The following is a 17,753-nucleotide window of genomic DNA, read 5'->3' as shown; positions in this document are numbered from 1 at the left end:
TCGCCCGATATACTGGCGCATCTTTCGTTCAAATCCCCCGCATTCAGGAAACCAGCATGATAGGAAGGCTGAGCGGTACGCTCATTGAAAAACAACCGCCGCAATTGATCATCGACGTGGGTGGCGTGGGTTATGAAGTTGATGTGCCCATGAGCACCATCTACGTGCTGCCGCATCTGGGTGAGAAAGTCTCGCTGTTCACCCACATGGTGGTGCGGGAAGACGCACAGCTTTTATACGCATTTGCCACGCGTGATGAGCGCGACCTCTTCCGCGCGCTGATCAAGATCACCGGTATCGGGGCGAAAATCGCGCTGGCTATCTTGTCAGGCTTGTCGGCTGATGAACTGGCGCTGGCGATTGCGACCGAGAATACGGTCCGGCTTTCCAAAGTGCCTGGCATCGGCAAGAAAACAGCCGAGCGACTGGTGCTGGAACTCAAAGGCAAACTGGGCAGCGTGGCGGCCTCGACCGTCATGCCAGGCAGCGCCGCGGCAGCCCCGCAAGAACAAGGCGGCCGCGCCGACATTCTGCATGCCTTGCTGGCGCTGGGTTACAACGATCGCGAAGCAACCCAGGCCATGAAGGAACTGCCAGCAGATGTCGATGTTGCTCAGGGCATCAAGCTGGCTCTGCGACAGCTGGTACGCGGTTAAGCGGCATCTGCACTGCCAGGTAGCGTGCCAGCGCGGCAATGGTCAGCACTGGCATGCTGTGCTTGCGCGCGAATCCGGTGATCTGTTGGCCAACCGCCATGGTGCCATCCGGGTTCATCAACTCACATAACACTGCCGCTGGTTTGAACCCTGCGAGACGCGCCAGATCAACCGATCCTTCGGTATGGCCGCGCCGCGCCAGTACGCCACCATTGCGGGCACGTAGCGGGAAAACATGGCCAGGCCGGGTCAGATGTTCTGGCCTGGCGCCATCGCTCACCGCGGCCAGAATAGTGGTGACCCGATCTGCCGCAGATACACCGGTGGTGGTACCTGCCGCCGCTTCAATCGTTACCGTGAACGCGGTCTGATAGCGGCTCTGGTTGGCCGGTACCATGGGCGGTAAATCCAGCGCATCGGCCATCTCCTCTGACAGGCACAGGCAGACGATGCCGCTGCACTCGCGAATCATCAATGCCATATCGGGGATGGTAACGGTCTCGGCCGCCATGACGATATCAGCCTCGTTTTCACGATCATCATCGTCCAGCAGCAAAACGGGTTTGCCGGCGGCAATGGCAGTGACGGCGGCCTCAACGGCGGAGGTATCGGCGGGGCTGAGGGAAACTGGGGAAAACTGCATGGGAAACGTCCTCGCAAAAGCTGGTACAACCGCGAAAAACGTTTCAGGGCGAACAACATAAAGTTTGACGGATACACACCCATAACCCGTCGGACATGCGAAAAAGCGCAAGCCGCGTGCGGGTTACGGGTGAGCACGTGCTTCTTTCATCCGGACTGTGACCGTCGGCTCCGGCATTGGACCGGATCTGCTGACCTTCCCCATCACCGTTGATCTGGCTGCTGAAGAAGCGCTCGCGGGCTTGACGAATGGTGAGCCGCTGACACACGGTCCTTCCATCGCCCTACCGCCGGTGGGGAATTTCGCCCCGCCCTGAAGACGTACCTATCCGGCTACAATAGCCGGATTACCAGTCTAGCATGGGGCTCAAGGTGCCTCCTTGGTGCTTTCCCCATGCCGGCTGTTTGCCTTGCCTGTGGAAAAACACACCGATGATCGAAACCGATTCGCTCTCTGCCGCACCCCCAGAACGGCTGATTACCGCCAAAACCATATCCCAGCAGGAGGAACAGCTGGAACGTGCCCTGCGCCCGAAAATGCTGGACGAATATGTCGGGCAGAAAAAGGCACGCGGTCAGCTGGAGATCTTTATCGAAGCCGCCAAAAAGCGCGGCGAAGCGCTCGATCATGTTTTGTTGTTTGGTCCGCCAGGACTGGGCAAAACCACGCTCGCGCACATTATCTCGCGCGAACTGGGTGTGAACCTGCGCCAGACCAGCGGCCCGGTGCTGGAGCGCGCGGGCGATCTGGCGGCGCTCTTGACCAACCTTGAACCGCACGACGTGCTGTTCATTGATGAAATTCACCGGCTCAGCCCGGTAGTGGAGGAAATCCTCTATCCGGCGCTGGAAGACTTCCAGCTGGACATCATGATTGGTGAGGGGCCCGCTGCGCGCTCGGTCAAACTTGATCTACCGCCATTCACGCTTGTCGGCGCCACGACCCGCGCCGGCATGCTGACTAACCCGTTGCGTGATCGTTTCGGCATTGTGGCGCGGCTGGAGTTTTACAGCGCAGAAGAACTGACGCGGATTGTCGAACGCTCGGCTAGCCTGATGGATGTCAACATGGAAGACGGTGGCGCGTTTGAAGTAGCGCGCCGCTCTCGGGGCACGCCGCGGATTGCCAACCGGCTGCTACGCCGTGTGCGTGATTACGCCGAGGTCAAAGCCGATGGCGTGGTCACGCGTGAAGTCGCCGACGCTGCGCTCTTGATGCTGGATGTCGATCATGCCGGGCTGGATGTGATGGACCGCAAGCTGCTTGACGCAGTCATCAACAAGTTCGGTGGCGGCCCGGTAGGCCTGGATAATGTGGCGGCGGCTATAGGAGAAGCCTCAGACACCATCGAAGATGTGCTGGAACCTTATCTGATTCAGCAAGGTCTGTTGCAGCGCACGCCGCGTGGCCGAGTGGCGACTTTACTGGCTTACCAGCATTTTGGTGTGAACCCGCCCAATGCAGATGCGGGGTTTTGACTAGAGAAACGTGAATATTCACGCGGCATAATTTCATACGAAGAAAGGTGCTTCGGCGCCTAAAATGTTGCATTCAGGCCGCACTACGGCCACCAAGGGAGATAAAAAAACGTGGAAGTCGGTACCCAGGACATGTCGATTCTGTCGCTGATCACAGAGGCCAGCACGGTCGTTCAGGTGGTTATGGCGATTTTGGTACTGGTGTCGCTGCTGAGTTGGTGGCGCATTTTCAGCAAGCACTTCACGATCTCCAAAGCCAAAAAGCGCACGGAAGAGTTTGAAGACCGCTTCTGGAGTGGCTCTGATCTGAATGCGCTGTACGAACAGGTACGTCGGGGTACGCCCAACGGTATTGAGCGCATTTTTATTGCCGGGTTCTCAGAATTCCTGAAATTGCGCCAGAAAGGCGGTATGGAATTGTCTGACACCATGGAAGGCACTCGCCGCGCCATGCGTGCTGCTTACCAGCGTGAACTGGATTACCTGGACAAACACACCTCTTTCCTTGCCTCTGCCGGTTCGGTCAGCCCGTACGTAGGTTTGTTCGGCACCGTGTGGGGCATCATGCACGCCTTCCGTGGTCTGGCGAATGTGGGCCAGGCGACACTGGCTAACGTCGCACCGGGTATTGCCGAAGCGCTGGTAGCAACCGCAATTGGTTTGTTCGCCGCGATTCCGGCCGTGGTGGCATACAACAGCTTTGCGCATGACGTGGACCAGCTGGCCAGCCGTTTTGACAGCTTTATCGAAGAATTCTCCAACATCCTGCAACGTCAGGCTGCACGTTAAGGGGCCGGCGCAATGGCACGTACCCGACGCCCTCGCCGCGCGATGAACCAGATCAACGTCGTGCCTTATATCGACGTGATGCTGGTGCTGCTGGTGATCTTTATGGTGACCACGCCGATGATGCAAAGTGGTGTGGTCAATCTGCCCTCCGTGGGCAAGGCCGACAAACAGATGGATGTCGCCCCGGTGTTTGTCGAAATCAACGCCGATGGCAGCATCAAGGTTAATGACAAGGGCAATACCGAGACCACGCCGGACGTCAAAGGTCTGGCCGATATGGTCAAGGCACATCTTGGCGCCAATGCGGATCGTCCGGTGGTGATCGCCGCGGACAAATCGGTGCGCTATGAAGCAGTGATGAATGCCATGGATGCGCTCAAGCAAGCCGGCATTGCCCGTGTTGGCCTGAAGGTGAACACCCGCTGATGAACGCAGTGATGGAACAACGTCCTGAACGGCATCCGGAAGAAAAAAACACGCTCTCGCTGATCCTCGCGATTGTCGTGCACGCCTTGCTCGTGCTGTTTCTGGTGTTCTCGGTGCATTGGCAAACCCACAAGGCCCAGACGGTAGAAGTCGAGTTGTGGGGTGGTCCACCACCGGCACCTGAAAAAATTGTTGAACCTGTCCAGGAAAAACCGGTCAAGCAACAGATTGTGACCCCGGAGCCCGTGGTTACGCCTGAGCCCAAGCCGGATATTCAGGAAGAAAAGGTCAAGGTTGCGCCGACGCCCAAGCCCACGCCAAAGCCGACGCCTACCCCGACTCCGAAGCCAACGCCGACGCCGACGCCTAAACCGACTCCTGCGCCTACGCCGGAGCCGACCAAAGCGCCCAAGCCAACGCCGGCTCCGAAGAAAAAGCCTGATCCGAATTCCATGGATGCGTTGCTGTCAGCCAATACGCTGACCAACACTGCTGAGGCCAAGCCCAATGGCAAGGCAGGCGGTAAGGGCAACAACCCGGATGCGACCAGCAATACGGGTCCGGCAGGAGGTAAAGGCACCGGTGCGGGGGGCAGCGGGGGTTACCTCGCAGGTCTAAGCAGCTTGCTTAAGTCGCGGATTCATTACTCGCCGAACGGGGATGAAAACCCGTCGGTGAATATGCGGATCAACGTGCTGCCGGACGGTACGGTGCAAGACGTACAAGTCATCAAATCGAGCGGAAATGGTGCCTATGATGATGCGGTCAAGCGCGCCATTCTTGATCTGGGCCGGCTGCCGCCACGACCCGGAAGTACGCCGTTTACCGGCGAGTGGCGCTCATTGACGCCGAGCTTCCGGCTCAAGGATTAACCCGGAAACAGACGTATCTGCTGCGTGAACTGAACAAGGAGAACAAACCCGTGCTGTTACGCTTTGCCCGTTTTGTTGTAGCCATGAGCCTTCTGGCTAGCGCTGCTGCCCACGCCGACATCTCGTTTGATGTGGTGGGCGTGGGTGCCAACCAGTACCCGATTGCCATCGCGCCATTCCAGAACGAAGTTCAGCAGCAACAGCCGGTGACGCCGGTGGTGAGTGATGACCTCACCCGCAGCGGCCTGTTCAAAGTGATCGGCGCGGGTGACCTCTCGCCCGTGCCTTATGAACAGCCGCAGATCAATTTCCCGGCAGTGACCGCCAAGGGCGCACAGACCATCCTGATCGGTAGTGTCACGCCGCAGGGCGCGCAGGTTTCCATCAAGTTCCGCCTGGTCGATGTGGCGAGCAAACAGCAACTGGTCGGTTATGAGCTGATCGTACCGCCGGCCAAGATGCGCTACGCCGCGCACAAGATCGCCGACATGGTGTACGAGAAGGTCACCGGCTTTGGGCCGATGTTCAACTCGCGGATTGCCTACGTGGTCAAGCAAGGCAAGCGCTTTGAATTGCAAGTGGCCGATGCGGATGGTTTCGCCTCGCAAGCCATTCTGGCCTCCAACCAGCCCATCATGTCGCCCAAGTGGTCGCCTGATGGCACGCGTCTGGCCTATGTCTCGTTTGAAGACCAGAAGCCTATTGTTTACGTTCAGGATTTGATGACTGGCAAGCGCTGGAAAGCGGCCAATTTCTGGGGCAGCAACTCAGCCCCGGCCTGGTCGCCGGATGGCAGCAAACTGGCGGTTGTGCTGACCAAGCAAGGTGGCTCGCAGATTTATGTGATCGACGCCAACGGCACCAACAGCAATCCGCGCCGCCTGACCAATACGGGGGATATCAACACTGAACCCTCCTTCACGCCAGATGGCCAGATTGTGTTCACGTCTGACCGGGGTGGCGCACCACAGATTTATCGCATGTCCGCCAGTGGCGGCAATGCCGAACGCCTGACCTTCCAGGGTGGGTATAACGCATCGGGCAAAGTCAGCCCCGATGGTAAAACACTGGTATTCGTCACCCAGCAAGGGGGCGGGTACAAGACGGCTGTCATGGATATGTCCACCCGCCAGGTGCAGGTGTTGACCGAGACCAGCCGTGACGATTCACCCACGTTTGCGCCTAATGGCCGCATGGTCTTGTACGAAACACAGCTTGGCGGCAAAGGCGTGCTGGCTGCGGTATCCAGCGATGGCCGCGTCAAGGCGCGTTTGCGGGCGCAAGCGGGTGATGTAAGGCAGCCGGCATGGGGGCCCATGCTGAAATAAAACCAGTTAATCAGTCGGGACGCATACGCAGCTGTGCCATGTTGAGCGGGCTGCGGTAACCCATCGCTGCCGATGGGCTGCAAATGCACACTTTTGGAGATTCTTTGAAATGAAAAAAATCCTGATGAGCGCTCTGCTCACTGCCCTGCTTGCCGCATGCGCTTCTTCGCCCAAGCCGGCCCCTGTGGCCACACCGACCCCTGCACCGGTTGCTGAGAACAAGCCAGCCACTGTGGATCTGACTCAAGGTCAGAACCTGCCGGCCAACAATCCGCTGACCGACCCGAACAACATTCTGTCGCAGCGTAATGTTTACTTTGGCTTTGACTCTTACGCTGTCGATGCCAAGTACAACGACCTGATCCAGGCCCACGCCAAGTATTTGCTGGAACACAAGGACGCCAAGGTGATTCTGCAAGGCAATACCGATAACCGCGGTACTGCCGAGTACAACATGGCCCTGGGCCAAAAGCGTGCTGATGCAGTGAAGAAACAACTGCAAGCGCTGGGCGTGGCGGATAGCCAGATCGAAAGCGTTTCCTTTGGTAAGGAAAAGCCAATCGAACAAGGCGACACCGAAGAAGCCTGGGCACGTAACCGTCGTACGCAGATCGTTTATCAAGGCGAATCCGCCCAGTAAGGCTTGATTGCTGAACTGAATCTGCTTATCGTGCAGCGTTGGGCTGGCAGGGGCTGGTTCAACGCTGTTTTCACATGGTGATCTGGAAACGATGAAACGAATTGCAGCTATCGTGGTGCTGGCGTTCGCCGCCGCGCATGCCAACGCCGGTCTGTTCAGTGATGATGATGCCCGCAAGCAGATTCAGGATCTGCAAACCCAGGTGAGCGCGCAGGAACAGCGCATCCAGCTTCTGGAAGCGGGTAACAAACGCATGCTGGATCTGGTTAACCAGATTGAGCAACTCAAGCAGGACCTGGCCACCTTGCGCGGCCAGAACGAAACCCTGCAATACAATCTGGATGAAGCCACCAAGCGCCAGAAAGACTTGTACGTTGATCTGGACACCCGTGTGCGTAACATCGAGCAAGCCAAAGCGCAGGCTGCCCAGCAGCAGCAAGCCAGCGTGCAGCAAACGCTCGATGCCGCGGTCTCGCTGGCTAAAAACGGCAAGAACAAGGAAGCGGTCAGTGCGCTGACGCAGTTTATCCAGGCTAATCCGGATAGCGACCAGACCCCCGTTGCCAATTACTGGCTGGGTGTCAGTCAAACCAATCTGAAGAATTACAAGGCGGCACAAAGCGCGTACGCCGCTGTGCTTGAAGATGCGCCGGACAGCCAGATTGCGCCTGATGCACTCTATGGCCGCGCAGTGGCTGCCAATGCATCGGGTGACAAGAAAAGTGCCCGCGCATACCTGTTACAATTGCTGGAGAAATACCCCAGTTCGGACAAAGCAGCCATTGCCAAGAAGGCACTGCTGACCACCAACTAAGGGTTGTATCTGTACACATGGCGGCGTCGGTCTCGGCCGACGCCGTTTTGTTTTCCGCCGGACTTTTATCCGGTTGGAAAATTCCCGGTTTGTCGCAACTGCTGCATACCATTTGATTGTCCGCTGGACTGTGTTTCCAGCATGGAGTAACTGTTTTATGGCTGAACAAGCACCCTCTTTACGCATTACCGAAATCTTCTTCTCGCTGCAGGGCGAGACCAGCCGCATGGGCGTGCCCACCGTCTTTGTGCGGCTTACCGGCTGTCCCTTGCGCTGTGGCTATTGCGACAGCGCGTACGCATTTCACGGCGGCGAGACCCAGAGCTTTGATGCCATTGTCGAGAAAGTGCGCTCTTTTGGCGCCAAAACGGTCTGTGTGACCGGTGGTGAGCCGCTGGCGCAAAAACATAGCCTCGCATTCCTCAAGCGTATGTGCGACGAAGGCTTTGATGTCAGCCTGGAAACCAGCGGGGCGCTGCAGATTGAGAACGTCGACGCGCGCGTATCGCGTATTGTCGACATCAAAACCCCCGGCTCGGGCGAGCTTGCCAAAATGCGCTGGGAAAACCTGGATGCGGTAAACAAGGGTGACGAGATCAAATTCGTACTTTGCGATCGCGCAGACTACGAATGGGCGCGGGATTTGCTGCGTGACAAACAGCTCGCCGATCGCGCGCCAGTGTTGTTCTCACCGGTTTGGGAAACCCTCAAACCCGCCGATCTGGCCGCCTGGGTGCTGGAAGACCATCTGCCGGTACGCATGCAGGTGCAGTTGCACAAGATCCTGTGGGGCGATCGCCCGGGGGTTTGAACCGGCGCCCGCCAATGGCCGATAGCGACACCGTGTTTTTGCTGGACATCCCGCACTGGGCTTTGTCCGGCGCGGTAAGCCATACTGCAAAGACTTTTTCCATTTCACCTGGTTGAGTGATGAAGCTGCCCATCCTGGCGTCACGTATCCTCGTTCACCTGAAAGAACTCCCCTATCGCAGCCGGGCGACGCTGGTATTCTGGTTTGGCGCCGCGCTGGTTGGTCTGGTCGCAGTCCTGCTGGCCAAAGCCGCGGAATGGGCGTTTCTGGGCTTCCAGCACCTCTTTTCAATGTGGCACTGGTGGCCGTTGGTGGTGCTGCCACTGGGCGGGATGGCGATCCGCTGGTTGATGAGCAAACTGGGCGAAGGCGCAGAAGGAAGTGGTATTCCGCAAGCCATGGCGGCGATTGATCTGGCGGAAAACCCGCCTGAGGCCGAAAGACTGCTTTCATTGCGCATTGCCGGTATCAAGTTTCTTGGCATCGTGCTGGGCGCGGGCAGTGGTTTTGTGCTGGGGCGGGAAGGCCCGACCGTGCAGATCGGGGCCAGTATCATGTATGCCTGTCGCCGCTTTTTGCCGCTGGCCGATCCGGTTTTCCAGCGCCAGTTGATCCTGGCGGGGGGCGCTGCCGGTATTTCTGCCGCGTTCAATACACCGCTGGCGGGGATTGTCTTTGCATTTGAAGAACTGGCTCGCTCCGTAGAGACCGAAACCAGCGGCAAGTTAATCGGATCAGTGATCCTGGCCGGTATCGTGTCACTCGCGCTCATTGGCGATTACACCTACTTTGGCCGCATCCGCGTGCCGGATTTCGAATACACCATCTTGCCGCCGCTATTTCTGGTTGCAATCACCGCCGGGTTGATTGGTGGCCTCTTTTCATGGCTGTGCGTACATCAGGCGCGCTGGCTGCCACCGGGGGTATTGCGCTGGCGCAGTGCGCATCCGTACTGGTTCATCGCCCTGTGCGGCCTGGCAATCGCCCTGTGTGGTTTGATCTTGCCTATTTACGGCAGCGGGGCGGATGAAACCAGCCGCGCGATCGGTGGTCAGGGCCCGCTGGTGTGGTACTACCTGCCACTGAAGTTTGTGAGTCTGCTGGCCACATTCCTGACGGGTTTGCCTGGCGGGATTTTTGCGCCCTCGCTCGCACTGGGCGCGGGCGTGGGGAGCTGGTTTACCCCGTTATTTTCTCAAGCGATTGAGATCAAACTCATGGCGATTGGCATGGTGGCGATGCTGGCCGCAGTCACGCGTGCACCGATTACCTCAGCCATTATCATGATCGAAATGACCGATGGCCATGCCATGGTGATCTCTACCCTGGCTGCAGCCATGGTGGCTTCCAGCGTGGCCCGTATTTATAGAACCAATCTTTATCATGATCTGGCTGCCGGCATTCTCAAGCAAATGGCGGTCAGCTCCGGGAGCAAACATTAATGAGTACCTCCAACCCGCGTCCTGCCGTCATTCTGCTGTCTGGCGGGCTTGATTCTGCGACTTGCCTTGCGATTGCCAAAAGCCAGGGTTTCGCGCCGTATTGTTTATCGTTTGATTATGGCCAGCGTCATAACGCAGAACTGCAAGCCGCCGCGCGCGTAGCGAAGAGCCTTGGCGCGGTCGAACACCGTGTGATCAAGATTGATCTGGCGGTATTTGGTGGTTCTGCACTGACCGATGCCAGTATTGAGGTCCCGACTGACGGTGCAACCGGTGAGAACGTTATTCCGGTCACCTACGTGCCTGCGCGCAACACCATTTTGTTGTCGTATGCACTGGCCTGGGCTGAGGTCTTGAAGGGCGACGACATCTTCATTGGCGTCAATGCCGTGGACTACTCGGGCTATCCGGATTGCCGCCCGGATTACATTGCGGCTTATCAGCACATGGCACGTCTTGCTACGCGTACCGGCGTTGAAGGGTCACCGCTGACCATTCACACGCCGCTGATCTCGCTGTCCAAGGCACAGATTGTGGAAACCGGCCTGAAGCTCGGTGTGGATTACAGCCAGACCGTGACCTGCTACAAGGCTGATGATGACGGCCGTGCTTGCGGCGTGTGTGATGCTTGCCGTTTGCGTGCTGCCGGTTTTGCTGATGCTGGCGTGGCAGACCCGACGCGTTATCAGACGCGGTAAGCGCGCCCGAGCGACGCGCATGAAAAAACCGGACCCTTGAGTCCGGTTTTTTGTTGTGCGGGTATGTGCCCCGATTGATCGATCAGGCCTTGCCCGAAATGATCAGATACTTTTGCATCAGTTCTTCCTTGGACTCTTTGACGTCCGGATTGAACGGAATGCAATCGACCGGACAGACTTGCTGACATTGTGGCTCGTCGTAATGACCAACGCACTCAGTACACAAGTTAGGGTCGATTTCATAGATTTCAGCGCCTTGCGAAATGGCGCTATTGGGGCATTCGGGTTCGCAGACATCACAATTGATGCACTCATCAGTGATCATCAGCGCCATGGCAATATTCCTTCAAAAACAGCTACGTTTGAAACGGCGGCGATTGTCCCACGTTCCTTACAGAGCGACAACCGCATAACAGTTGGACGGCAGTGCACTTCTATGGTTTTGTCATTATTGACACTATAAAAGGTCGCAAATGCCGTAACCGGCATCGCCGGACAACATGATTGTGTTGCGTCCATATTGCCGATTTGTGATAAGTCGCTGACTAGACCGTTCGCTGCAACAAACCGCAATGCACCGCACCAGCCTTCAGCTCACGCGTCAGTTCCCAACCCGCCAGATCCGGCCATGCCGCGCATTCGGCATAAACCATCGCGTCGGCTGGCAGTGCATCGGCCAGAATGGCCAATACCCTGGGCAGCAGATCAGAGGCATAGGGCGGGTCCAGAAAGACCACATCAAAATCGAGCGCCTTGCCAGAGAGCCAGGTCAGCGCATCGGCCCAGACAATATCGACATTCGTCATACCCAGTGTCTTGCGGTTATCAGACAGCGCGGCGTAAACGGGTTTGGACTTTTCAACCATGACCACCTGTCTGGCGTTGCGTGAGGCGGCCTCAAAACCCAAGGCGCCGCTGCCGGCGAAAAGGTCGAGACAACGCAGTCCGGTGAGGTCTTGTCCCAGCCAGTTAAAGAGCGTTTCGCGCACGCGATCAGGCGTCGGCCGCAGGCCATCACCATCCGGAAAATGCACCAGCCGGCGCTTGTAGTCGCCGCCGATAATGCGAACCTGGTTTTTATGCTGTGCTGCCATGCCTCACCCGCGCTAAAATCGCGCCAAATCAGATATTTTCCGCCATTGGCGACGTGACGCAAACCCTATGTTCGATTTTTTCCGCAAGAAACCCAAAACTGAAACCACCGAGACTGAATCAGCACCGGTGACAGAGACGCCTGTCGCGCAAGAACCCGCGCCGCAGCCGGAACCTGAGCCTGCCATTGCAACACCTGCGCCGGTACCCATGCCGATGCAGGAGGTCGCTCAGCCGCAAGAGAAGCCCAAATTGTCCTGGACGGATCGTCTGAAAGCCGGTCTGGCCAAAACCCGAGACTCGCTGGGCAAGAATCTGGCTGGCCTGTTTGGCGGCGGCCAGATTGACGAAGACTTGTACGATGAACTGGAAACCGTCCTGCTGACCGCAGATATGGGCGTGGAAGCCACAACCACGTTGCTCAAGAACGTGCGTGATCGTGTCTCGTTGCGCGGTCTCAAGGATGCATCCGAACTCAAACTGGCGCTCAAGGAAGCCTTGCTGGAATTGATCCAGCCGCTGGAACAACCACTGGTGGTAACCCCGCAAAAGCCTTTTATCCTGATGGTGGCTGGCGTGAACGGCGCAGGCAAAACCACCAGCATTGGCAAGCTGGCCAAGTATTTTCAGGAGCAAGGCCACAATGTATTGCTGGCCGCGGGTGATACGTTCCGTGCCGCCGCGCGTGAGCAACTGGTGGTCTGGGGTCAGCGCAACGGTGTGCAAGTGATCGCGCAAGAATCGGGCGATGCCGCTGCAGTGGCGTTCGACGCGGTGAACGCCGCCAAAGCGCGTGGTTGCGATGTCATCATTGTCGATACTGCTGGTCGGCTGCCGACGCAATTGCACCTGATGGAAGAAATCAAAAAGGTCAAACGCGTGGTGCAAAAGGCTGATCCGACTGGCCCGCATGAGGTGATGTTGGTGATCGATGCCAATACCGGCCAGAATGCGGTGAGCCAGGTCAAGGCCTTTGATGATGCGCTGGGTCTGACGGGCCTTGTGCTGACCAAGCTCGATGGCACGGCCAAGGGTGGCGTGATCGCCGCCATCGCCAAGCAGCGGCCAGTGCCGGTACGCTTCATTGGCGTGGGCGAGACCATTGATGATCTGCGCCCCTTTGTGGCAAAAGACTATATTGACGCGTTATTTGATTGATTTTCTTGATTGATTTTCTGACAACGGACGGCGAATGATCCAGTTCCAGCAAGTCACCAAGCGTTATCCGGGCGGCTTTGATGCCGTCAAGCAACTCAGTTTTGATATTGAAGACGGCGAGCTGGTCTTTCTGGCCGGCCATTCCGGGGCAGGCAAGTCCACGCTGCTCAAGCTTATTGCCGGCATCGAACGCCCCACGGCAGGGGCGGTTCTGGTCAACGGGCAAAACCTGGCACGCATGCGCCGGGCGTCCATGCCGTATACACGTCGCCACATCGGGCTGATTTTCCAGGATCACAAAATCCTGTACGACCGCAGCGTTTACGACAACGTGCGCTTGCCGCTGGATATCATCGGCTTTGATCACCGCGAAGCACGCCGCCGCGTGCAGGCTGCGCTGGACAAAGTAGGCCTTGCAGGCAAGGAGAAGCTCAATCCGGTCAGTTTGTCTGGTGGCGAGCAACAGCGCCTGTGTATTGCCCGCGCGGTAGTACATCGGCCATCCATCCTGTTGGCGGATGAACCGACAGCCAACCTGGATCGTGATTACGCCAACGACATCCTGGAACTGTTCAAGTCATTCCATCAGGTCGGCGTGACCCTGGTGATCTCCGCACACGATGAAACCCTGATGGCCGACTATGGTCGTCGTATCCTGCGCCTGAAAAACGGCCAGTTCTCCGCATAAGGGCGCCATGAAACACTGGATACGTCTGAACTGGATAGCTTTTACCCGTACCTTGGGCAGCATGCTGCGTGCGCCACTTTCTTCGGTGCTTAACCTGTTGGTCATCGGCATTGCGGCGGCGTTCCCGCTGGGCTTTTATCTGCTGATTGCCAGTGCACAAGGCGTGATTGGCCAGTTACCGGTCGAGCCGCAGCTGTCGGTGTATATGCGCACGACGGCCGGGGCGGATGCCATCAACCAGCTCAAGCAACATCTGGCTGGCGACAAGCGTCTGACCAAGGTGCAATTCGTGGGTAAAGACGATGCGCTCAAGCAGATGCAGGCGAGCGTGGGCGGTGGCGATCTGCTGGCCGGCCTGACGGATAACCCCCTGCCAGATACCTTCATCCTGACTGCCAGTACGGATGCGTCGGCGGATTCTCTCGAAGCCTTGCAAAAAGAGCTGATAGCGTCCAATGGCGTAGAACAGGTACAACTGGATTCAGCGTGGGCACGGCGTCTGCAACAGTTGATCATCGTTGGCAAAGCACTGCTGGAAATCGTCCTTGTGTTGTTGGCCGTTGCGCTGGTGTTGATCACCGGCAATGCCATTCGCCTGCAGATTCTGACCCGCAAGGATGAGATTGAGGTCGCCAAGCTGATTGGTGCCACGGATGCCTTCATCCGTCGCCCGTTTGTTTACTTTGCGGCGGTGCAGGGCGTGTTGGGTGGCTTGCTGGCATGTGCCATCGTCTGGACGGCACGCACCTGGCTCAACCCTGCGGTAGAGGCGCTGGCCAAAAGTTATGGGCAACAATTCAGTCTGGCGCTGGCCGATTGGCGCGTTGTCCTGGTGACGCTGGCAGTCACCACGCTCTTGTGCTTGCTGGGGGCGTCGCTGGCTGTCGGACGTCATTTGCGCCAGTTCCGCTAGGTTTTGGGCTGAGGTTTTGTGCCGTTCGTCGGAAATAGACCGATTGGTCTATTCTATCGGAAGCATTGAAAATATTGCCGTGCAACAACATCGCGTCTGTGCTTGAATTCATAAGAACTTTTTGTTCGGTTAGCACTCTGAGGTATGGAGTGCTAATATCTAGCGTCGTCGTTTGAAACGACGCAGAGCAACACAGGAGAACATTCATGGTAGACAGCGTTGCATTGCCGGTGATCACGGGTGGCGACAGCATTGAGAGCTATATCCAGCGAGTCAATGCCATGCCCATGCTCACGCACGAGCAAGAGATCGATCTGGCAAATCGCTACCGCCATGACAACGACTTGGAAGCCGCTGGCCAGCTGGTGATGTCCCATCTGCGCGTTGTGGTGTCCATTGCGCGTGGTTATGCCGGTTACGGTTTGCCGCAAGCAGACCTGATTCAGGAAGGCAATATCGGCCTCATGAAGGCCGTGAAGCGGTTCGAACCGACCCGCGGTGTGCGCCTGTTCTCGTTTGCTGTGCACTGGATCAAGGCAGAAATTCACGAGTACATCCTGCGCAACTGGCGTCTGGTCCGTATTGCGACTACCAAGGCCCAGCGCAAGCTGTTCTTCAACCTGCGTTCCAAGAAAACGGGTTTCTCTGCACTGACCCAGGCGCAAGCCGAAGTCATTGCGCGTGATCTGGGTGTCAAACCGGAAGAAGTCTTCGAAATGGAGACTCGCATGACCGGTCAGGACATTGCGCTGATGGCTGAAGATGGCGATGACGACGGCTATGCGCCGATCGACTGGCTGGCTGACAGCGAAAACGAGCCAGTGCGCCAGATGGAGCGTCAGTCTTATGACCGTCTGCAGTCCGAAGGCCTGCAGCAAGCCCTGGGTACGCTGGACCCGCGCAGCCGTCGCATTATTGAAGCGCGCTGGCTGGGTGACGAAGGGAGCACTACGCTGCACGAACTGGCTGCTGAGTTCAGCGTGTCGGCTGAGCGTATTCGCCAGATCGAGGCCAAGGCCCTGCAAAAAATGAAAGATGCGCTGGAACCGGCTCTGGCTTGATGCGGGCGCAGTTCCTGCGAAAAAAAGGCACGCTCTGGCGTGCCTTTTTTTATGGCCAGGCGCTCACCGGGCGTTGGCTAGCGCGTGATCAAAATACCTGAACTTGCGCATAAACCAGTCTTCATCAAACCAATTGGTATGTTCGACATGCTTGAGGTCATCGAACAGGCTGAACAGCCAGCGACGTGCCGTAAAGCCCGGCGCAACGGCGTGTTTGTCCAGATAGGTTTCCAGCAACCGGAGTTCCGGCCGGGCATCGTTCAAGTGAAAGAGGTCGAATTCCCGGTGCGCAAAACGCGCGTGATTGGGGTCAATCACGGCGGTCAATGACTGTGTCACCGGATCTGCCAGGAAGTTACTGGCGTGACAGTCATCGTGGATCAGCGATGAGGCATCCTCTGCCAGGGGCGCTACCAATGCATCTGCGTTGCGCCAAATGCGCTCAAACCCCCGGCGCATGGGTAGAGTGGTGCGTGCTTCCCCGGACGCGCTAAATAACCATGCCAGGCGATCCTGCCCGAAACGTTGCCAGCTCTCTTTGAAATTGGGCCGGTAGCTGCCATCCAGGTCCTGGAAACCCCGCGCCGAACTGATGCTGTGCCAATGCAGCAGGATATCCGTAACTTGATCTGCAAAGCGGGCGATCGCGGAGGGTGATTGAATAGCCGCGCAGGCGTCAATGCCCTCAAGATACTCCAGTACCAGAATCTCGCGTCGCACCTCGTCCAGTTCTTGCCCAAGTACGCGGGGCAAGACGGCATGACCCGCAGCGCGCAGCGTATTGAGCGCGGATGTTTCACGTGAAGCATTATCGGGTTGGCGGAAGTGCTTCAACACCAGACGTTGACCATTGTCGCCCGCGACTAACCAGACTTCCGCGTAGAAACCGTCAATTTTTTTTGCCTGGACGGGTGCACCGCCCAGATAGCGCAGGGCCACTGGCAACAACGCATCGGGCAGGTTCATGATGTCTCCGGGTGGCGCCATCAGTGCAGGCAAGGGCCGGCATGGGGCGCGCCACGCATGTCGGGGCGTGGTGTTGTAAAAGGCACCCCCGGCAAAAAACAACCCGGCACGGGGCCGGGTTGCGGGAACTGTGAGCGTGGATCAGCGTAGCCGGTCAATGACGCCATTGAGCGCTGTCAGCATGGATGCGCCCAATTGCAATGAACGTTCGCCATTCCAGCCCACATCGGGTTCCGGATGGTTGGCAGTGTCCTTGAACGGCATTTCCAGCGTGAACGCAAGGCAGCCAAAGCGGTCGCCTACCCAGTTGGTGGCCAGCGTCAGTGTTTCGGGTCCGAACTGGCTGGGGCCGTAGCCGTATTCGGTCTGGAAATCAGGCGAAACGGCCACCCAGAGCCGCTTGAAAGCCTCTTCCAGTTCACGCTGATGTTCAGAGAACGAGGGGTTGTCATCGCAACCAGCCACAAAATTGTGCGGGATACTCTCGTCCCCGTGCATATCAAAGAACGCGTCAACGCCGGTTTCTTCCATGGCCTGACGCACCAGGAATACCTCCGGGCTGGTTTCCATGCTGGGTGTCTGCCATGCGCGGTTCAGGTTGGTGCCGGCAGCGTTGGTGCGCAGGTTGCCACGCACGGCGCCATCGGGGTTCATATTGGGCACGACGTAGAACACTGCTTTGTTGAGCAACGCGCGGCCGACTGCGTGTTGGGGGTCCAGCAGGCTACCGATCACGCCTTCTGCGCACCATTCGGCCATGGTTTCGCCCGGGTGTTGACGCGCAATGATCCAGACTTTGCGCTTGCCGGTTTCAGGCGTGCCAATGCGCAACATGTCCAGGGGGCGGCCATCAACGGTCTGGCCTAGTTCGCGGACCACACAATCCGGCGAATACTGGGCGTGGCCCAGCATTTGCAAGTGACGCTCCCACGAATAAGGCTCGAAGTAGGCGTAGTAGATCACATCCCGTTGCGGCTGGTGGCGGATGGTCAGCACGCCGTTTTCATATTCTGTCGGAACGCAGAACCACTCCACACCGTCGTAAGATGCCCGCGCGCTGTAGCCATCCCAGCCGCCCGGGTAGGCAGACTGCCCGGCGTTTTCAATGTGGACCACGCATTCACGAAATGCCGTGCCCGCCAGGCGAAAGTGAAACCATTGCTTGAAGGCAGAGGCGTTGTCTGCTCGCAGGTTGAGGCGAATGTTGGCGTGATCGGACAGATCAATCACCTCGATTGCACCGGAATCAAAAGCAGTAGAAAGGGTCAGCATTGCGGG

General features: G+C 57.7%; 20 protein-coding genes and 1 riboswitch. Of the genes, 15 read left to right on the top strand and 5 right to left on the bottom strand.

Translation table 11 applies throughout. The features are described from left to right. The first annotated feature begins 56 nt into the window (after positions 1-56). The gene (gene ruvA, locus IEX44_RS07815) at positions 57-656 is read left to right on the top strand and encodes a Holliday junction branch migration protein RuvA (RefSeq protein WP_188691424.1); all 600 of its coding nucleotides are present in this window, start codon (positions 57-59) and stop codon (positions 654-656) included. Here ruvA and ribB read toward each other — a convergent pair. Beyond that, positions 622-1,299 carry a 3,4-dihydroxy-2-butanone-4-phosphate synthase gene (gene ribB / locus IEX44_RS07810; RefSeq protein ID WP_188691419.1) on the bottom strand — a complete coding sequence of 226 codons (678 nt, stop codon included), beginning with the start codon at positions 1,297-1,299 and terminating at the stop codon, positions 622-624. The genes ruvA and ribB overlap by 35 nt on opposite strands. A gap of 133 nt (positions 1,300-1,432) precedes the next feature. Further along, positions 1,433-1,623, bottom strand: a riboswitch (FMN riboswitch). 107 nt (positions 1,624-1,730) lie between these two features. On the opposite strand from ribB, the gene ruvB reads away from it, so the two are divergent. The 10 genes from ruvB (at position 1,731) to queC (ending at position 10,597) form a co-directional block, all read left to right on the top strand. After that, positions 1,731-2,777, top strand: coding sequence for a Holliday junction branch migration DNA helicase RuvB (gene ruvB, locus IEX44_RS07805; protein ID WP_188691414.1), 1,047 nt, complete (start codon positions 1,731-1,733; stop codon positions 2,775-2,777). Positions 2,778-2,888: 111 nt separating this feature from the next. Next, positions 2,889-3,566, top strand: coding sequence for a protein TolQ (tolQ, locus tag IEX44_RS07800; protein WP_444544657.1), 678 nt, complete (start codon positions 2,889-2,891; stop codon positions 3,564-3,566). A 12-nt stretch (positions 3,567-3,578) separates the two neighbouring features. After that, on the top strand, positions 3,579-3,992 hold the full coding sequence (gene tolR / locus IEX44_RS07795; RefSeq protein ID WP_188691411.1) for a protein TolR: 414 nt from the start codon (positions 3,579-3,581) through the stop codon (positions 3,990-3,992). Beyond that, positions 3,992-4,864 carry a cell envelope integrity protein TolA gene (gene tolA, locus IEX44_RS07790; protein ID WP_188691409.1) on the top strand — a complete coding sequence of 291 codons (873 nt, stop codon included), beginning with the start codon at positions 3,992-3,994 and terminating at the stop codon, positions 4,862-4,864. The genes tolR and tolA overlap by 1 nt, the downstream gene beginning before the upstream one ends. Further along, positions 4,825-6,192: a Tol-Pal system beta propeller repeat protein TolB gene (gene tolB, locus IEX44_RS07785; protein WP_229678818.1), complete on the top strand. Its 1,368-nt coding sequence runs from the start codon at positions 4,825-4,827 to the stop codon at positions 6,190-6,192. Before tolA ends, tolB begins: the two co-directional genes overlap by 40 nt. Positions 6,193-6,301: 109 nt before the next feature. Continuing rightward, positions 6,302-6,832, top strand: coding sequence for a peptidoglycan-associated lipoprotein Pal (pal, locus tag IEX44_RS07780; protein ID WP_188691405.1), 531 nt, complete (start codon positions 6,302-6,304; stop codon positions 6,830-6,832). Between the two features lie 91 nt (positions 6,833-6,923). Further along, positions 6,924-7,646, top strand: a complete 723-nt coding sequence (gene ybgF / locus IEX44_RS07775; protein ID WP_188691404.1) for a tol-pal system protein YbgF — start codon at positions 6,924-6,926, stop codon at positions 7,644-7,646. A gap of 157 nt (positions 7,647-7,803) precedes the next feature. Further along, a complete protein-coding gene (gene queE / locus IEX44_RS07770) occupies positions 7,804-8,457 on the top strand; it encodes a 7-carboxy-7-deazaguanine synthase QueE (protein ID WP_188691402.1) in 654 nt (217 codons plus the stop codon). Between the two features lie 119 nt (positions 8,458-8,576). Next, positions 8,577-9,899, top strand: coding sequence for a chloride channel protein (locus IEX44_RS07765; protein WP_188691399.1), 1,323 nt, complete (start codon positions 8,577-8,579; stop codon positions 9,897-9,899). After that, positions 9,899-10,597, top strand: coding sequence for a 7-cyano-7-deazaguanine synthase QueC (queC, locus tag IEX44_RS07760; protein ID WP_188691396.1), 699 nt, complete (start codon positions 9,899-9,901; stop codon positions 10,595-10,597). The genes IEX44_RS07765 and queC overlap by 1 nt, the downstream gene beginning before the upstream one ends. Before the next feature lie 82 nt (positions 10,598-10,679). Here the strand turns inward: queC and IEX44_RS07755 are convergent, their stop codons facing one another. Beyond that, on the bottom strand, positions 10,680-10,931 hold the full coding sequence (locus IEX44_RS07755; RefSeq protein WP_188691394.1) for a YfhL family 4Fe-4S dicluster ferredoxin: 252 nt from the start codon (positions 10,929-10,931) through the stop codon (positions 10,680-10,682). A gap of 211 nt (positions 10,932-11,142) precedes the next feature. After that, on the bottom strand, positions 11,143-11,691 hold the full coding sequence (gene rsmD / locus IEX44_RS07750) for a 16S rRNA (guanine(966)-N(2))-methyltransferase RsmD (protein WP_188691392.1): 549 nt from the start codon (positions 11,689-11,691) through the stop codon (positions 11,143-11,145). A 67-nt stretch (positions 11,692-11,758) separates the two neighbouring features. Between rsmD and ftsY the strand changes: the two genes are divergently transcribed. The 4 genes from ftsY (at position 11,759) to rpoH (ending at position 15,509) form a co-directional block, all read left to right on the top strand. Next, on the top strand, positions 11,759-12,847 hold the full coding sequence (gene ftsY, locus IEX44_RS07745) for a signal recognition particle-docking protein FtsY (RefSeq protein ID WP_188691389.1): 1,089 nt from the start codon (positions 11,759-11,761) through the stop codon (positions 12,845-12,847). Between the two features lie 34 nt (positions 12,848-12,881). Next, positions 12,882-13,535, top strand: coding sequence for a cell division ATP-binding protein FtsE (ftsE, locus tag IEX44_RS07740; protein WP_188691386.1), 654 nt, complete (start codon positions 12,882-12,884; stop codon positions 13,533-13,535). A 7-nt stretch (positions 13,536-13,542) separates the two neighbouring features. Next, positions 13,543-14,448 carry a permease-like cell division protein FtsX gene (ftsX, locus tag IEX44_RS07735; protein WP_188691381.1) on the top strand — a complete coding sequence of 302 codons (906 nt, stop codon included), beginning with the start codon at positions 13,543-13,545 and terminating at the stop codon, positions 14,446-14,448. Positions 14,449-14,654: 206 nt separating this feature from the next. Further along, positions 14,655-15,509, top strand: a complete 855-nt coding sequence (gene rpoH, locus IEX44_RS07730) for an RNA polymerase sigma factor RpoH (protein ID WP_188691379.1) — start codon at positions 14,655-14,657, stop codon at positions 15,507-15,509. Between the two features lie 63 nt (positions 15,510-15,572). On the opposite strand, the gene IEX44_RS07725 is transcribed toward rpoH, so the two are convergent. Both IEX44_RS07725 and IEX44_RS07720 read right to left on the bottom strand, forming a co-directional pair. Then, positions 15,573-16,475 (bottom strand): phosphotransferase, encoded by a 903-nt coding sequence (locus IEX44_RS07725; protein ID WP_188691376.1) that lies wholly within the window; start codon positions 16,473-16,475, stop codon positions 15,573-15,575. Positions 16,476-16,616: 141 nt separating this feature from the next. Beyond that, entirely contained in the window at positions 16,617-17,747 is a 1,131-nt protein-coding gene (locus tag IEX44_RS07720) for a M14 family metallopeptidase (RefSeq protein WP_188691373.1), read from the bottom strand. Between the last annotated feature and the right edge of the window lie 6 nt (positions 17,748-17,753).

Source organism: Silvimonas amylolytica, assembly GCF_014645555.1.
GTDB lineage: Bacteria > Pseudomonadota > Gammaproteobacteria > Burkholderiales > Chitinibacteraceae > Silvimonas > Silvimonas amylolytica.
The sequence above is the reverse complement of the archived record's forward strand: the minus strand, read 5'-3'. Positions and strand labels throughout refer to the sequence as shown.